Genomic DNA, 14,976 nt, shown 5'->3' on the forward strand with positions numbered 1-14,976 from the left:
GGGGCCGCTGTTAAGAGTAACAGAGAGTGGTCTCGCCGGTGCCTGGCACCCGGGACCGGGCCGGCCGGCGTTTTTCGGGGTGGAAGGCACGGCAGACGCATGGAAGTCTTCGTACAACAGCTCATCAACGGCATCACGCTGGGCTCGATCTACGGCCTGATCGCCATCGGCTACACGATGGTGTTCGGCATCATCGGGATGGTCAACTTCGCCCACGGCGACGTCTTCATGGTGTCGGCCTTCGTGGCCCTGATCGCCTTCCTGGTGCTGACCACATGGCTCGGCATCGCCTCGGTGACGCTGGCGCTGTTCATCGTGCTGATTGTCGCCATGGTGCTGACCGGCGTGCTGAACTGGGCGATCGAGCGGCTCGCCTACCGGCCGCTGCGCGGCTCGTTCCGGCTCGCTCCGCTGATCTCGGCGATCGGCATGTCGATCTTCCTGATGAACTTCGTCCAGGTCGCCCAGGGGCCGCGCAACAAGTCGATCCCGCCGCTGCTCACCGGCGATTTCGTGCTGATGGGCGGGTCCGGCTATCAGGTGACGCTCTCCTACAAGCAGATCATGGTCTGGGTGGTCACCGCGGTGCTGCTCGCCGCCTTCTGGTGGCTGGTCAGCCGCACGGCGCTCGGACGCGCGCAGCGCGCCTGCGAGCAGGACCAGAAGATGGCGTCCCTGCTCGGTGTCGACGTCGATCGCACCGTGTCGATCACCTTCGTCATGGGGGCGGCGCTCGCCGCCGTCGCCGGCACCATGTATCTGATGTATTATGGCGTGATCAGCTTCGCGGACGGCTTCACGCCGGGCGTCAAGGCGTTCACGGCGGCGGTGCTGGGCGGCATCGGGTCGCTCCCCGGCGCCGTGATCGGCGGCTTGCTGATCGGCCTCGTCGAGACCCTGTGGTCGGCCTACTTCTCGATCGACTACAAGGACGTCGCCGCCTTCTCGATCCTCGCGGTGGTGCTCATCTTCCTGCCCCAGGGCCTGCTCGGCCGGCCCGAGGTGGAGAAGGTCTGACCATGCGGGTGGAGCGCAGACCTTGCCGGCCGGCGGCGGCGCGAGGCGCCGAGCCGGGGCCTCATGCTCCCGTCGCCGCCGGCCCGCGCATCCGCGCGGTCACGACGGCGCGGCACGATCCGGCGGGTCCCGCCGGGACGACCGCCTTCCCGCCGCGAGGCACCGCATGAGCCCGAACGGCGCCACCCCCCTGGCGCTCCGCGCCGTCAAGGACGCGGCGATCTGGGGCGCCGTCGCGCTCGGCCTGTTCGTGCCGCTGATCGCGCTTCAGGCCGTGCAGGACATCCGCGGCGAGCTGCGGCTGGAGACGCGCTGGCCTCTCCTCGTCGTGCTGGTCGCCCTCGTGGTGGCCGGCAGCCTGCTCAACTCGCTGGTGATCACGCCATGGCGGGAGCGCCGCGCCCGCGCCGCGCCGCGCCCCGACGGCAGCGCCGGCCGGCTCGCCGCCGGCCTCGGCCGCTGGTTCCCGCCTTTCGCCATCGGCTTCGTCACCGTCTTCCCGTTCCTCGCCTTGTGGCTGGTCGGCTTCCAGGGCGGCCTCAAATGGATCGACAATTTCGGCATTCAGATCCTGATCTACGTGATGCTCGGCTTCGGCCTGAACATCGTGGTCGGGCTCGCCGGGCTGCTCGATCTCGGCTACGTCGCCTTCTACGCGGTCGGTGCCTACTCGTATGCGCTGCTCGCCAAGGAGTTCGGCCTGTCGTTCTTCACCCTGCTGCCGCTCGCCGGCATTCTGGCGGCGTTCTGGGGCATCCTGCTCGGCTTCCCGGTGCTGCGGCTGCGCGGCGACTATCTCGCCATCGTGACGCTGGCGTTCGGCGAGATCATCCGCCTCGTGCTGATCAACTGGGTGCCGGTCACCAACGGCTACGCCGGCATCTCGGGCATCCCGCGGCCGACCTTCTTCGGCATCCCGTTCAACGCCTCCGACAGCGGCTTCGCGGCGGTGTTCGGGCTGGAGTTCAGCCCGATCTACCGCAGCGTGTTCCTCTACTACATCATCCTGGCGCTCGCCCTCGTCACCGCCTTCGTCACCGTGCGGCTGCGCCGGCTGCCGATCGGCCGCGCCTGGGAGGCGCTGCGCGAGGACGAGATCGCCTGCCGGTCGCTCGGCATCGACACCACCACCACCAAGCTGACCGCCTTCGCCATCGGGGCGATGTTCGGCGGCTTCGCCGGCTCCTTCTTCGCGGCCCGCCAGGGCTTCATCTCGCCGGAGTCGTTCACCTTCATGGAGTCGGCCACCATCCTGGCCATCGTGGTGCTCGGCGGCATGGGCAGCCAGATCGGCGTCGCCATCGCGGCGGTGGCGATGATCGGCGGCACCGAGCTGCTGCGCGAGCTCGACGCGCTGAAGGCGGTGTTCGGCCGCGAGTTCGACCCGACCCAGTACCGCATGCTGCTGTTCGGCTTCGCCATGGTGCTGATCATGATCTGGAAGCCACGCGGCCTGATCGCCACCCGCGATCCGTCGGTGTTCCTCAAGGAGCGCAAGGCGGTGTCCGGCAGCCTGGTCAAGGAGGGGCACGGCTGATGCGCGCCTCGCCCGCCCCGGCCCTGCTCGAGGTCGAGCACCTGACCATGCGGTTCGGCGGCCTCGTCGCCATCAACGACCTGTGCTTCACGGCGCGGCGCGGCGAGATCACCGCGCTGATCGGCCCCAACGGCGCCGGCAAGACGACCGTGTTCAACTGCATCACCGGCTTCTACAAGCCGACCGAAGGCCGCATCGCGGTGGCGCATGGGGACGCCCGGCTATGGAGCGAGCTCGACGCGCTCACTCTGTGCGGCGACCGCAAGCTGACGCGCCCGGACGGCGCCCTGTTCCTGCTCGAACGGATGCCCGACCATCTGGTGACGCGCCAGGCCAAGGTGGCCCGCACCTTCCAGAACATCCGCCTGTTCTCCGGCATGACGGTGCTGGAGAACCTGCTGGTCGCCCAGCATGCGCCCCTGATGGTCGCCTCCGGCTTCACGCTGCTCGGCGTGCTCGGGTTTCCGAGCTATGCGCGGGCCGAGCGCGCCGCCGTCGACAAGGCGCGCCACTGGCTCGCTCTCACCGGGCTGATCGAGCGCGCCGACGAGCCGGCCGGCGCCCTGCCCTACGGCGCCCAGCGGCGGCTGGAGATCGCCCGCGCCATGTGCACCGACCCGGTGCTGCTGTGCCTCGACGAGCCGGCCGCCGGCCTCAATCCGCGCGAGAGCGCCGCCTTGAACGACCTGATCCTGACCATCCGCGACGCCCACGACACCTCGGTGCTGCTGATCGAGCACGACATGTCGGTGGTGATGGAGATCTCCGACCACGTCGTCGTGCTCGACTACGGCGTCAAGATCGCCGACGGCTCGCCGGCGGCGGTGCGCAACGACCAGAAGGTGATCGCGGCCTATCTGGGGGTCGCCGACGACGAGGTCGAGGCCGCCGAGGCGGAGGTGGGGCTATGAGGACCGCGTCCGCCCATCGGACCGAAAGGCACGACGTCCGCGCCCCTTCTCCCCGCTCGCGGGGAGAAGGTCGGGATGAGGGGGCGTATCGTGGAGCCGCAATCCCCCCCTCACCCGAAGTCCGCACGCCACGCGCGGACTTCGACCTCTCCCCGCCTGCGGGGAGAGGTGAAGAGCCGTGCTCGTCCGCCGGCTCTTCCCGATCGGACAAGGATCGACGCCATGGCTGAGCCGCTGCTCGCCGTGCGCGGCGTCGAGACCTACTACGGGAGCATCAAGGCGCTGAAGGGCGTCGACCTCGATGTGAACGAGGGTGAGATCGTCACCCTGATCGGCGCCAACGGGGCTGGCAAGTCGACCCTGATGATGACCATCTGCGGCAACCCGCGGGCGCGCGCCGGCCGCGTCGTGTTCGATGGCCGCGACATCACCGCCCTGCCGACCCACGAGATCGCCCGCCTGCGCATCGCCCAGTCGCCCGAGGGGCGGCGCATCTTCGCCCGCATGACTGTGCTGGAGAACCTGCAAATGGGCCTGGTGGCGGCCGGACCCGAGGCCGATCCGGCCGAGCTCGACCGCGTGCTCGCCTTCTTCCCGCGGCTCTCCGAGCGCCTCGCCCAGCGCGGCGGCACGCTGTCGGGCGGCGAGCAGCAGATGCTGGCGATCGCCCGCGCCCTGATGAGCCGGCCGCGCCTGCTGCTGCTCGACGAGCCGTCGCTCGGCCTGGCGCCGCTGATCGCCCAGCAGATCTTCGACATCGTCCGCGAGCTGAACCGGACCCGGCGCCTGACCGTGTTCCTGGTCGAGCAGAACGCCTATCACGCCCTCAAGCTCGCCCACCGCGCCTATGTGATGGTCAATGGCGTGATCACGATGACGGGCAGCGGCCGCGACCTGCTGGAGCGGCCCGAGGTGCAGGCCGCCTATCTCGAAGGCGGCCGCCGCGAAACCGCCGCCACGGGGTCCTGAACCATGATCTCGGCCAGCGATACGGAACCTGCGGACTGGCGGCCCTTGCGGCGAGGCGAGGCGTTCCCAGGCCCGACGCAACAGGGCGGCGGCGCTGCCGCCATCCCACCCCGGCGTTGCGGCCTACGAACCATCGGACCGGATCGAGCCTGAACCGAGGACCCGCCATGCAGGGCCTGCTCTATCAGGAAGACTCCTTCGGCATCTTCCTCCTGGTGACCCTGGTGCTAGGCGGGGCCGGCGCTTGGCTGTCCGGGCGGGCCATCGCCCGCACCTGGCGGCCATGGTGGATGGTGCTCCCGGCGATGCTGCTGTTCGGCTTCGCGGTGCGCTTCATCCACTTCGCGCTGTTCGAGGGCACGCTCATGTCGCCTTGGTACTATGCGGTCGACACCACCGTGGTGACCGCGGTGGCGCTCGCCGCGTTCCGCAGCACCCGCCGGCGGCAGATGATCCGGCAGTACGGCTTCCTGATCATTCCGGCGGAGCGCGATGCGTGAGCGCCGTGTGTGAGCGCCGCGCGTGAGCGCGGCGTGTGAGCGCCGCGCGGGCGTGCGGCCCCCGGAGGCGCGGCACCGCGCCGCGGGCGCGGCCGCCGCCCGGCGCCGCCATGCCGAGTGACACGACGGGCGGTTTCCGTCTCAATGGCACCATGGTGGCGGTCGCCGCCACGCACACGCGCTTCACAGCTTCGCAGGAGGAGGAACGATGATCCACGGCAGGACGCAGGTCCTCGCGCTCGGTCTCGCGATCGGCACCGCGCTCGGCACCGCTTTGGCGCCGAGCAGCGCCGAGGCTCAGATCCGCATCGGCGTCGGCGGCCCGATGACGGGCGGCAGCGCCGCCTTCGGGGCGCAGCTCAAGCAAGGCGTCGAGCAGGCGGTCGCCGACATCAACGCGGCGGGCGGTATCCTCGGCCAGAAGATCGAGCTGTACGCCGGCGACGACCGCGGCGACCCCAAGGAAGGCGTATCGGTGGCCAACAAGTTCGTGGCCGACGGCGTCAAGTTCGTGGTCGGCCACTTCAACTCCGGCGTCACCATACCGTCCTCGGAGGTCTATCAGGACAACGGCATCCTGTCGGTCACCCCGGCCTCGACCAATCCGAAGGTCACCGAGCGCGGCATGTGGAACATCTTCCGCGTCTGCGGCCGCGACGACCAGCAGGGCGGCCTCGCCGGCGCCATCATCGCCGACAAGTTCAAGGGCAAGCGGATCGCCGTCGTCCACGACAAGACCACCTACGGCCAGGGCCTCGCCGACGAGACCCGCAAGGCGATGAACGCCAAGGGCCTCAAGGAGGTGCTCTACGAGGGCGTCAACAAGGACGACAAGGACTTCACCGCTCTGGTCTCCAAGCTCAAGGCGGCCAATCCGGACCTCGTGTTCTGGGGCGGCCTGCACGACACCGGCGGCCTGATCCTGCGCCAGATGCGCGACCAGGGCGTCAAGGCCGTCATCATGGGCGGCGACGGCCTCGCCGACAACGAGTTCGCGGCCATCGCCGGACAGGGGGTCGAGGGTTCGCTGATGACGTTCTCGCCCGACCCGCGCACCAACCCGGCCAACAAGGAGATCGTCGAGGTCTTCCGCAAGCGCGGGTTCGAGCCGCAGGCCTACACGCTGTACAGCTACGCCGCCGTGCAGGTCATCAAGGCCGCCATCGAGGAGGCCAAGGCCGCCGATCCCAAGAAGGTCGCGGCCGTGATGTCGTCCGGCAAGCCGTTCGACACCGTGCTGGGCACGCTGTCGCTCGACAAGAAGGGCGACGTCTCCAACGACGGCTACCTGGTCGGCGGCAAGAAGAAGGACCGCTACGTCCTCTATGTCTGGAAGAAGGGCGAGGACGGCAAGCTCACCTACGTGGAAGCGACGGAGTAAGGCGCAGCAGCGCCCGCTGGCTGCGCTGCGGGCGCCGCCGCGACGCGGCGCCACCGCGGTGCCTACGGGGCGAGCGATCGGTCGAAGAGCGACGACGCGACATCGGTCCTGCGAGGCGACGAGCAGAGGCGAGGCGACGAGCAAAGGCGAGGCGACGAGCAAAGGCGAGGCGACGAGCAAAGGCCGGCTCGAGACGGCCGACAGGACGAGCCGCCGGGATCGCGAGATCCCGGCGGCTTGGTGTTTGGGCTCGCCGGCCGGACCGCCGCGGACGACGACGCTGCGGACGCCGCCGCCGGGATGGCCCGACCGTTCCGCCGCGTTGAGCATTTTCCGGCGAAGTGGACTCCGGTTCGCCGTCGAAAATGCGATCACGCAAGGACTTCCAGAACGGAATCCGATCCAGTTGGATCGGATTCCGTTCTAGTGCGCCACGGTGCGCATCGCCTCGCGGCAGGCGTCCTCGCAGCGGCGGCACGCCTCCGCACACACCTTGCAGTGCTCGTGGTGCTCGGCATGCCGCCGGCACTCCTCGCCGCATTGCCGGCACGCCAGCGCGCACGCCTCCAGCATGGCGTGCATCACCGCCTCGTTGGAGCCGGTGCGACGCGACGCGATGGCGCCGGTCGCCGCACAGATGTCGGCACAGTCGAGATTGAGCCGGATGCACTGCCGCAGCCGGTTCACGTCCTGCTCACCGAGGCAGGCATCGGCGCAGGCGGTGCACGCCTGGGCGCAGGAGTAGCACTCCTCGATGCAGTGGATCAGAGCGTCGTTGGTGTTGCCCCGCACGTCGGGATGGGTCGAGATGATGTCGTGGGCCAGCATGGTGTCTCCGCCAGTCCGAAACGAGTCCCCTGCCCCCTCAACCCGCCGCGACCGGGACGGTTCACCACGCCCTGGTCGACGGCGCGTTCGATCTGTCGCCCGTGCGGCGGAGCTGCACATCGCGGCGGGGCCCTCGTGCCACGGGCCCGCTCGCGGGCGGTGAAGCCCTTCACCCGGATCGCCGGCCTTCGGCCCCCGATCCGACTCTCCCCACTTCGCCGGGCGAGGTGAGGCCCGGTGCGAGAGCCGATCTCATACCGATGGCTGCTGATGTCGACTCGTCGTGCCCGGCCTTCGGCCGGAGGATGCAGTCCGAGAGTGCTGCCGTTGGTATCAGTGTCTCGGCCGCCTCGGTGACTCGATACGCGGTGGTGCCCCTCACCCGGCTCGTCGCCTTCGGCCCGCGACCCGACCTCTCCCCGCGTCGCGGGGCGAGGTGAGGCCATGGGCCCTATCTCAGTGTCTCGGCCGCCTCGGTAATTCGATACGCGGTGGCGCCCCCTCACCCGGATCGTCGGCCTGCGGCCTGCGATCCGACCTCTCCCCGCTTCGCGGGGCGAGATGAGACCGTGTGCGAGAGCCCATCTCAGTGTCTCGGTCGCCTCGGTGACTCAATACGCGGTGAGCCCCTCACCCGGATCGCCGGCCTTCGGCCCGCGATCCGACCTCTCCCCGCTTCGCGGGGCGAGGTGAGGCCATGTCAGAGAACCTATCTCGGTGTCTCGGCCGCCTCGGTGACTCGATACGCGGTGGTGCCCCTCACCCGGCTCGCCGGCCTGCGGCCTGCGATCCGACCTCTCCCCGCGTCGCGGGGCGAGGTGAGGCCATGTGCCATCGCGCCGGGCAGGCGCCCGTCCGAACCTGAGGCCGGGGTCGCGGTGAGGCGCGGATCTCGCCCGTCACAGCCCAAAGCCCGGTCACCCGCACGGGTCGGGCGAGTCTCGTCGGGACTCTCGCGCTTTGCGCGACGAACACAATAAAACGGGCGCCGAAGCGAGCTTCGGCACCCGTGTGGTACGCAACACCAATCACCGTCCGTCTGCCGATCCGGCCGAAACCGGCTCGACCGGCGCAGGGACGACGCGTGAGCACGAAGGCATCACGCGTCACCTCGTCGCGACGGCAAAAAGCCTTCCCGACGATACGAGTGGACTGGATCGGACGATCCGAGCCACCCGCCTGCGCACGCTCCTCGAAAAGAGGAGAAACGCCGAAATCGCGCAGCTTACTTCGTCTGCACCTTCTCGGCCGCGGTCTTGATGTCCATGTAGTTGTACCGCGGGTTGTTCAGCACGAACGCATGGATCGCGAGAGCCACCACGAGGGCGGCGATCCAGATCACCGGCAGCCAGGTCGACGGATTGAGGACCAGCCAGATCTTGTAGTCGTCTTGCGGGTTGGCCATTTCGAATTCCCCCTATCGCTCAGTACCAGGGCTTCCAGGCCCACACGAGAACGTGGGCGAGGACGCAGATCACCATGAAGGCGGTGAAGGTGGTCTTGAACTGGGCGTGGAACTCGAGCGCCTCCTCCTCGGTCAGGCCGGAAAGGCTCCGATTTTCAGCCATCTGTATACCCTCCATTGAGGTTGCCGCAGGACGTCGCTGCAAACGCCCTGACAGCCGGGTTTTGTCGTGACGGAAATCGCCACGACCGACATTCCGCCCGATGGCATCGGGGGAATACTGGATCGAGAACATGCGCCAGCTCGACTGCCAGTCGACATCGTTGAGCCACCGCGACAACGGTCTTGCCCAGCCGACCACGTCCTCGTTGAACTTGAAGTCCGTCATCAGAAACCTGCTGTCGACGGCCGGCGGACCGACCTGTCGCACGCTGCGGGCGCCGAGACGCACCGCCTTGACCCGCCACCGCGCCCGACCGGCCAGCGGCGGAGTTCCAATGTCCTGCCTCGAACCCGGTCCGGCCGTGCCGGCCGACCCGCGGCCTCCTGTCCATCGGCGCGCCCCGTGGCTGCGCACCCTACCCGGCTCGCGCCCCGCGCCAGCCATCCCGCCCGAGGGCAGCCTCCCGGATCGTAGATCCTGATAGAAACTCCCGGATCGACAGCCTCTGCCGGAGACGGACGACTCACGGTTCCTGTCAGGTCGCCTCGTGTCGTTCTGTCTTAACAGTCCAGTGTAATGCTACCTTTACATCTCTGAGTGTCAACGAGGACCAATACGTAATTTTCCTCGGCTAATGGACCCTGGCCGGTCGCACTATGGGCGGCCGCACATGTCCGGCCGGATTAGCACGGAAAAAACGGCCTGATCCTGCGCCGTTGACGGCCTGGCGCGAACCGCCGCGGCGGCCCGACCCATCCCGGGGGATTAGAAGCCGGCTCTCCGCCGCGACAGTCTCGCCGAGTTGACGCTTCGATTTCGGGCGGCGGAACGAGCGGGCGTCGGGCCTCTCGGCAGCGGTGTTCAGTCCCACCGGGAGACGCGGCAGCGGCCGGATTCGATCGTCGGCTGCGCCGCCGGGGCACGCGGTCCGAACGCGACGATTCGCCCCGCGTCCGCGGGTCGGACCCGCTGCGCGACGCGACCGGCGCGCCGCCGATGCGGGGTCGGCTCAGCCGATGGTGGCGAGGATCGGGAACCACTCCAGCAGCAGGAAGCTCGCCTGGTTGATCAGCCCGAACAGGAAGGCGAGGCCGGTGAGAATCATCAGCACCCCCATGGCCTTCTCGACCAGGGCGAGCCGGTGCTTGAAGCGCGCCAGGAACGCCGTGAACGGCTCCACCGCGAAGGCCGCGGCCACGAACGGCAGCCCGAGCCCGACCGAGTAGACGGCCAGCAGACCGGCGCCGCGCAGCACCGTGTCCTTGGAGGCCGCCACCGCGAGAATCGCGGCCAGAATCGGCCCGATGCACGGCGTCCAGCCGAACGCGAAGGCGAGTCCCATCGCGTAGGCGCCCCACAGCCCCACCGGCCGCGGCATCGGGAGCCGCCGCTCCCGCATCAGCACGTCGATTCGGGTGAGGCCGAGAAAATGCAGCCCCATGCCGATGATGACGAGCCCGGCGACGATCGACAGCCCGCCCGAATAGGCCCGCAGCAGCGCCCCGATCAGGCTGGCGCTGGCGCCGAGCGCCACGAACACGGTCGAGAAGCCGGCGACGAACACCAGCGCCGCCGCCACGGTGCCGCGGCGGTCGCGCGCCACCGCGGCGCCCTCGGCGCCGACCCGTTCGAGCGAGCTGCCGGCCAGGTACACCAGATAGGGCGGCACCAGCGGCAGCACGCAGGGCGAGAGGAAGCTGACGATGCCGGCCAGCAGCGCCCAGAGCAGCGAGACGTCGGTCATGGTGTCAGCGGTCCGTTCCGTCGATCGAGCGAGGGTCGGCCCGTCCTACGCCGGAACGCCCTCGTTCTCCTTGCGTCAGCGCAGCGACTGCGCGAACCCGTCCGGCTTCGTCGGGCCGGCCCTTGATGCCCGCTGGCGGCGGGCCGGGCAAGCACGCCCGGGCTACCTCCCGCGATCGTGTGAGGCGCTCCGCCCCGTAGCAGGCCCGATTGACGGCCTTCTCGAATCCGTGTCGGTTGGCGCGCACCCGATTGCGCACAGGTCATGGTCCACAGGCTTCCCGTCGTCGCCGTCCTCGGCAGCGGCTCGCCGCTTCCGCCCGAGCGGGTCGCCCTCGCCCGGGCGGTCGGCGCCATGGTGGCCGGGTTGGGCGCCCATCTGCTCACCGGCGCCGGCTTCGGCGTGATGTCGGCCGCCGCCGAGGGCTTCGTGGCGGTGCCGGCGCGGCGCGGCCTGTCGCTCGGCATGGTGCCGCGCGATCCCGCCGGCGATCTCGACGCCCCGCACCACACGCCCGACGGCATCGCCTACCCGAACCCGCTCGTCGAGCTGGCGATCTTCACGGCGCTGCCGCCGCGGGTCGAGGACTGGACGACGGCGCCCTCGCGCAACCACGTCAACGTGCTGTCGGCCGACGCCGTGGTCGGGCTCGCCGGATCGGTCGGCACCCGCAACGAGCTGGCCATCGCGGCGCGTTTCCGCGGCGAGGCCGAGCGTCCGCCGGCGGCACGCCGCACCGTGCTGCTCGGCCCGGCCGAGGACTTCCCCGACGAGGCGCGCGCCGCCTTCGTGCGGGTCGACACCATCGCGGCGGCGGCCGAGCGGCTCGCCGGCATCCTGCGGCGCGACGGCTTCTCGATTCCGGACCCGCTGCCATGACGATGCGACCATGACGATGCGACGCAATCTTCTCACCGACATCCCCGGTGTCTCGGTCGGCCACGCCGAGGACGCGCAGCTCGCCTCCGGGGTCACCTGCATCCTGTTCGACGAGCCGGTGATCGCCGCCTGCGACGTGCGCGGCGGCGGCCCCGGCACCCGCGAGACCGACCTGCTCGATTCCGGCCGCACCGTCGAGAAGGTCGACGCCATCGCGCTCGCCGGCGGCTCGGCCTTCGGGCTCGACGCCTGCGCCGGCGTCCAGGCGTATCTGCGCGAGAACGACCGCGGCTTCGCGGTGCGCGACATCCGGGTGCCGATCGTGCCGGGCGCCATCCTGTTCGACCTGCTCAACGGCGGCGACAAGGGGTGGGGCCGCTTCCCGCCCTATCGCGAGCTCGGCTATGCGGCGGCGGCGGCCGCCACGCCCGGCCCGCATGCGCTCGGCAGCGTCGGCGCCGGCCTCGGCGCCACCACGGTCAACATGAAGGGCGGCATCGGCGCCGCCTCGGCGGTCACCGAGGACGGCGTCACGGTGGCGGCGCTCGCCGCCGTCAACGCGGCCGGCAGCGCCACGGTGGGGGACGGTCCGCACTTCTGGGCCGGCCCGTTCGAGCAGGACCGCGAGTTCGGCGGCCGCGGCTCGCCCGCCACGGTGCCGGCGGCGGCGCTCGCCACCGTCACCAAGGGCCTGCCGCGCACCGCCACGACGCTCGTCGTGGTGGTCACCGACGCGGCGCTGGGGCGCACCCACGCCAAGCGCCTCGCCACCATGGCGCAGGACGGCCTCGCCCGCGCCCTCTACCCGATCCACACGCCGCTCGACGGCGACATCGTGTTCGCCGCCGCCACCGGCCGCCGCATCCTCGGCGATCCGGTGATCGGGCTGACGCGGCTCGGCGCGGTCGCCGCCCATGTGGTGGCCCGCGCCATCGCGCGCGGCGTCTACGAGGCGACCGCCCTGCCGTTCCCGGGGGCGCTGCCGGCCTGGCGGGACCTATATCCCGGCTGACCCTCGTCGACCGAACCGTCATCCACTGGACCGGCGCCGCGGAAGCGCGGCGGCCGCTTCTCCCGGAAGGCCGCCACCCCCTCCTTGCTCTCAGGGGTCTCGTAGAACAGGCTCACCGCCTGCATGCCGAGCGCCGAGATGCCGCGGATCGATTCGGAATCGGCGTTGAAGGCCCGCTTGGCGATGGCGATGGCGGTGGGGCTGAGCGCCAGGATCTCGGCGCACCAGCGCTCGACCTCGGCGTCCAGCTCGGCATGCGGCACCACCGCGTTGACGAGCCCCATGGCGAGCGCCTGCTCGGCGGTGTAGCGGCGGCACAGGAACCAGATCTCGCGCGCCTTCTTCTCCCCCACCACGCGGGCCAGGAAGGCGGTGCCGAAGCCCGGATCGACCGAGCCGACCTTGGGGCCGACCTGGCCGAACACGGCGCGGTCGGACGCGATGGCGAGATCGCAGCAGGTCACCAGCACATTGCCACCCCCGATGGCGAAGCCGTTCACCCGGGCGATCACCGGCTTGGGCACGTCGCGGATGACGGTGTGCAGCTCCTCCAGCGGCAGCCCGATGGTGCCACGGCCGCCATAGCCGCCGGCGTGCGACGACTGGTCGCCGCCGGTGCAGAACGCCTTGTCGCCCGCCCCGGTGAGCACGATCACGCCGACGGCGCGATCGGCCCCGGCGCGCACGAAGGCGGTGATCAGCTCCTCGCAGGTCTGCGCCCGGAAGGCGTTGTAGCGCTCCGGCCGCGTGATGGTGATGCGGGCAACGCCGCCACGCACCGACAGCGCGATGTCCTCGAACTCCGCCATGTCGTCTCCCTCCACGGCACGCCGCCCCGGCGCCCCGCCGCGGGCGCGCGCCGTCCCGCCGGGAGTGTGGCAGATCCCGCGCACTCGCGGGAAACTCGATCACGCGGCAGTGATTCGGCCGGCATCGGAGTGAATTTGGTAAACGAATTCGTCTAGCATGAACCAGAGGTGGCTCTCGACCGACCGAGTCGCGCAGCGACGGAACATGTCCGGGCCCGATCCGACTGTTCGGCGAGCGAGCTAGAAGGGAACAGGCCATGCGTGCACGCACAGTGGCTGCCGGTCTCGTCGTCGTGGCGGTCGCCGGCTCGATCGGAATCGTCTTCGCCCAGAAGGGGCTGCCGTGGCCGGGCGGAGCCCAGCCGCAATCCGCCGCGGGCCAGCCCGGAACGGCCATCGCGGCACCGGCCGGCACCGCGGCACCCGAGCCGCGCCCGGTGGTTCGCGCCATGGCCCAGGGGGCCGACCCCATCGTGGTCGCCCAAGCGGGCGGCCAGATGGGTGGACAGGCCGGCGGCCTGCCGCGGGCCGGCCTGCCGGGCGGCTCGGGCGCCACGCCCACCGCAGCGCCACCGCCGCCGCCCTCCGGCCCGGCGGTCGCCAAGGGGCCGGCTTGCACCAATCCGAGCGCCCTCGGCGTGTCGCGGGTGGTCGAGATCGACACCACCGGCGGTCCCGGCTTCGGCTTCGAGCACTTCAAGCAGCACGACTTCCTGCGCGCCGGCGAGGTGGTGCTGACCTTCGACGACGGCCCCTGGCTCGGCAACACGCCGGCGGTGCTGCGCGCCCTCGAGCAGGAATGCGTGAAGGCGATCTTCTTCTCGATCGGCAAGCACGCGACCTACTATCCGGACATCCTCAAGCAGGTCTACGAGGCCGGCCACTCGGTCGGCTCGCACACCTGGTCGCATGTCGACCTCTCCAAGAAGTCGCCGGACGAGCAGAAGGAGGAGATCGAGAAGGGCATCAGCGCCGTGAAGCAGGCCATCGGCATGCCGATCGCGCCGTTCTTCCGCTTCCCGCAGCTCAAGCATCCGCCGGAGGCGGTGACCTATCTGGGCGAGCGCAATGTCGGCATCTTCTCGACCGACCTCGACTCCTTCGACTTCCGGATCAAGAAGCCCGACCAGATCGTCCAGAGGGTGATGGACAAGCTGAAGAAGCACGGCAAGGGCATTGTCCTGATGCATGATTTCCAGCACGGCACCGCGCAGGCCGTGCCCCTGCTGCTGGCCGAGCTGAAGAAGGGCGGCTACAAGGTCGTCCACATGGTGGGCCGCACGCCGCTGCAATCGCTCGCCCAGTACGACGCCATGATCGCCAAGAACGAGAAGCTGCCGACCGCCGGCGCCGGCCGCCCGACCTCGAGCGTGGTGCGCACCATCGGCGAGTGAGCCGCGGCGCGATCTCCCGGAAAAACAAAGGCCCGCTCCGGCGGGCCTTTTTCGTTGTGGGCGCGTCGTGTGGTGGCGAACCTCACGGGGCGGCAGGCCCGGCCGCACACGCCCACGCCGGTGACGCGCCGTCCTTCCGGCCGCCACGGGCTCGCAGGACGGATTGGCAAAGGATCGAAAATTCCTCGATTCGTTGGGAGATTCTTTACCATGCAGTGCTGTCATGCGGCTCTCGCCGTGCCGGTGCGCCCGCACCGGCCACCCCGGAGCCCGAATGACCGAGCGTCCCTCCAACGACTATCGACTGCGTGATCGGCCGAGTGCCGACCATGCCGCCGTCGAGAGGGGCCGGGAGACGGGGCGAGCCGCCTATCACCATCCGGGTCCGGCCGCGGCGGCGCGCCACCCGGCCGACCCGCGCGAGCAC

General features: G+C 70.2%; 14 protein-coding genes. 9 read left to right on the forward strand and 5 right to left on the reverse strand.

Annotated elements, in window-relative coordinates:
• Positions 1-99 precede the first annotated feature (99 nt).
• The 6 genes from ACFQUV_RS25010 to ACFQUV_RS25035 all read left to right on the forward strand — a co-directional run bounded on the left by ACFQUV_RS25010 (position 100) and on the right by ACFQUV_RS25035 (position 6,315).
• Positions 100-1,017 (forward strand): branched-chain amino acid ABC transporter permease LivH, encoded by a 918-nt coding sequence (locus ACFQUV_RS25010; protein ID WP_129608751.1) that lies wholly within the window; start codon positions 100-102, stop codon positions 1,015-1,017.
• A gap of 166 nt (positions 1,018-1,183) precedes the next feature.
• On the forward strand, positions 1,184-2,554 hold the full coding sequence (livM, locus tag ACFQUV_RS25015) for a high-affinity branched-chain amino acid ABC transporter permease LivM (RefSeq protein ID WP_111385581.1): 1,371 nt from the start codon (positions 1,184-1,186) through the stop codon (positions 2,552-2,554).
• Complete coding sequence (locus ACFQUV_RS25020) at positions 2,554-3,465, forward strand: ABC transporter ATP-binding protein (protein ID WP_129608750.1); 912 nt, start codon at positions 2,554-2,556, stop codon at positions 3,463-3,465. The genes livM and ACFQUV_RS25020 overlap by 1 nt, the downstream gene beginning before the upstream one ends.
• A gap of 222 nt (positions 3,466-3,687) precedes the next feature.
• On the forward strand, positions 3,688-4,434 hold the full coding sequence (locus ACFQUV_RS25025; RefSeq protein ID WP_129608749.1) for an ABC transporter ATP-binding protein: 747 nt from the start codon (positions 3,688-3,690) through the stop codon (positions 4,432-4,434).
• Positions 4,435-4,601: 167 nt separating this feature from the next.
• On the forward strand, positions 4,602-4,934 hold the full coding sequence (locus ACFQUV_RS25030; protein ID WP_129608748.1) for a DUF6867 family protein: 333 nt from the start codon (positions 4,602-4,604) through the stop codon (positions 4,932-4,934).
• A 208-nt stretch (positions 4,935-5,142) separates the two neighbouring features.
• Positions 5,143-6,315, forward strand: a complete 1,173-nt coding sequence (locus ACFQUV_RS25035; protein WP_129608747.1) for a branched-chain amino acid ABC transporter substrate-binding protein — start codon at positions 5,143-5,145, stop codon at positions 6,313-6,315.
• A gap of 423 nt (positions 6,316-6,738) precedes the next feature.
• On the opposite strand, the gene ACFQUV_RS25040 is transcribed toward ACFQUV_RS25035, so the two are convergent.
• The 4 genes from ACFQUV_RS25040 to ACFQUV_RS25055 form a co-directional block, all read right to left on the reverse strand.
• Complete coding sequence (locus ACFQUV_RS25040; RefSeq protein ID WP_129608746.1) at positions 6,739-7,143, reverse strand: four-helix bundle copper-binding protein; 405 nt, start codon at positions 7,141-7,143, stop codon at positions 6,739-6,741.
• Positions 7,144-8,368: 1,225 nt separating this feature from the next.
• Entirely contained in the window at positions 8,369-8,548 is a 180-nt protein-coding gene (pufA, locus tag ACFQUV_RS25045) for a light-harvesting antenna LH1, alpha subunit (protein ID WP_111385575.1), read from the reverse strand.
• A gap of 19 nt (positions 8,549-8,567) precedes the next feature.
• Positions 8,568-8,936 (reverse strand): light-harvesting antenna LH1, beta subunit, encoded by a 369-nt coding sequence (pufB, locus tag ACFQUV_RS25050; RefSeq protein WP_244601549.1) that lies wholly within the window; start codon positions 8,934-8,936, stop codon positions 8,568-8,570.
• Between the two features lie 784 nt (positions 8,937-9,720).
• A complete protein-coding gene (locus tag ACFQUV_RS25055; protein WP_129608745.1) occupies positions 9,721-10,455 on the reverse strand; it encodes a cytochrome c biogenesis CcdA family protein in 735 nt (244 codons plus the stop codon).
• Between the two features lie 264 nt (positions 10,456-10,719).
• Here ACFQUV_RS25055 and ACFQUV_RS25060 point away from each other — a divergent pair, with 264 nt between their 5' ends.
• Both ACFQUV_RS25060 and ACFQUV_RS25065 read left to right on the forward strand, forming a co-directional pair.
• Positions 10,720-11,334, forward strand: a complete 615-nt coding sequence (locus ACFQUV_RS25060; protein WP_129608744.1) for a hypothetical protein — start codon at positions 10,720-10,722, stop codon at positions 11,332-11,334.
• 10 nt (positions 11,335-11,344) lie between these two features.
• A complete protein-coding gene (locus ACFQUV_RS25065; protein ID WP_129608743.1) occupies positions 11,345-12,346 on the forward strand; it encodes a P1 family peptidase in 1,002 nt (333 codons plus the stop codon).
• Here ACFQUV_RS25065 and ACFQUV_RS25070 read toward each other — a convergent pair.
• Complete coding sequence (locus ACFQUV_RS25070; protein ID WP_129608742.1) at positions 12,280-13,155, reverse strand: enoyl-CoA hydratase-related protein; 876 nt, start codon at positions 13,153-13,155, stop codon at positions 12,280-12,282. The genes ACFQUV_RS25065 and ACFQUV_RS25070 overlap by 67 nt on opposite strands.
• Before the next feature lie 497 nt (positions 13,156-13,652).
• Here ACFQUV_RS25070 and ACFQUV_RS25075 point away from each other — a divergent pair, with 497 nt between their 5' ends.
• Complete coding sequence (locus ACFQUV_RS25075; protein WP_371851700.1) at positions 13,653-14,549, forward strand: polysaccharide deacetylase family protein; 897 nt, start codon at positions 13,653-13,655, stop codon at positions 14,547-14,549.
• Positions 14,550-14,976 lie beyond the last annotated feature (427 nt).

The organism is Rhodoplanes sp. P11, from assembly GCF_964266735.1.
Taxonomy (GTDB): domain Bacteria; phylum Pseudomonadota; class Alphaproteobacteria; order Rhizobiales; family Xanthobacteraceae; genus Rhodoplanes; species Rhodoplanes serenus.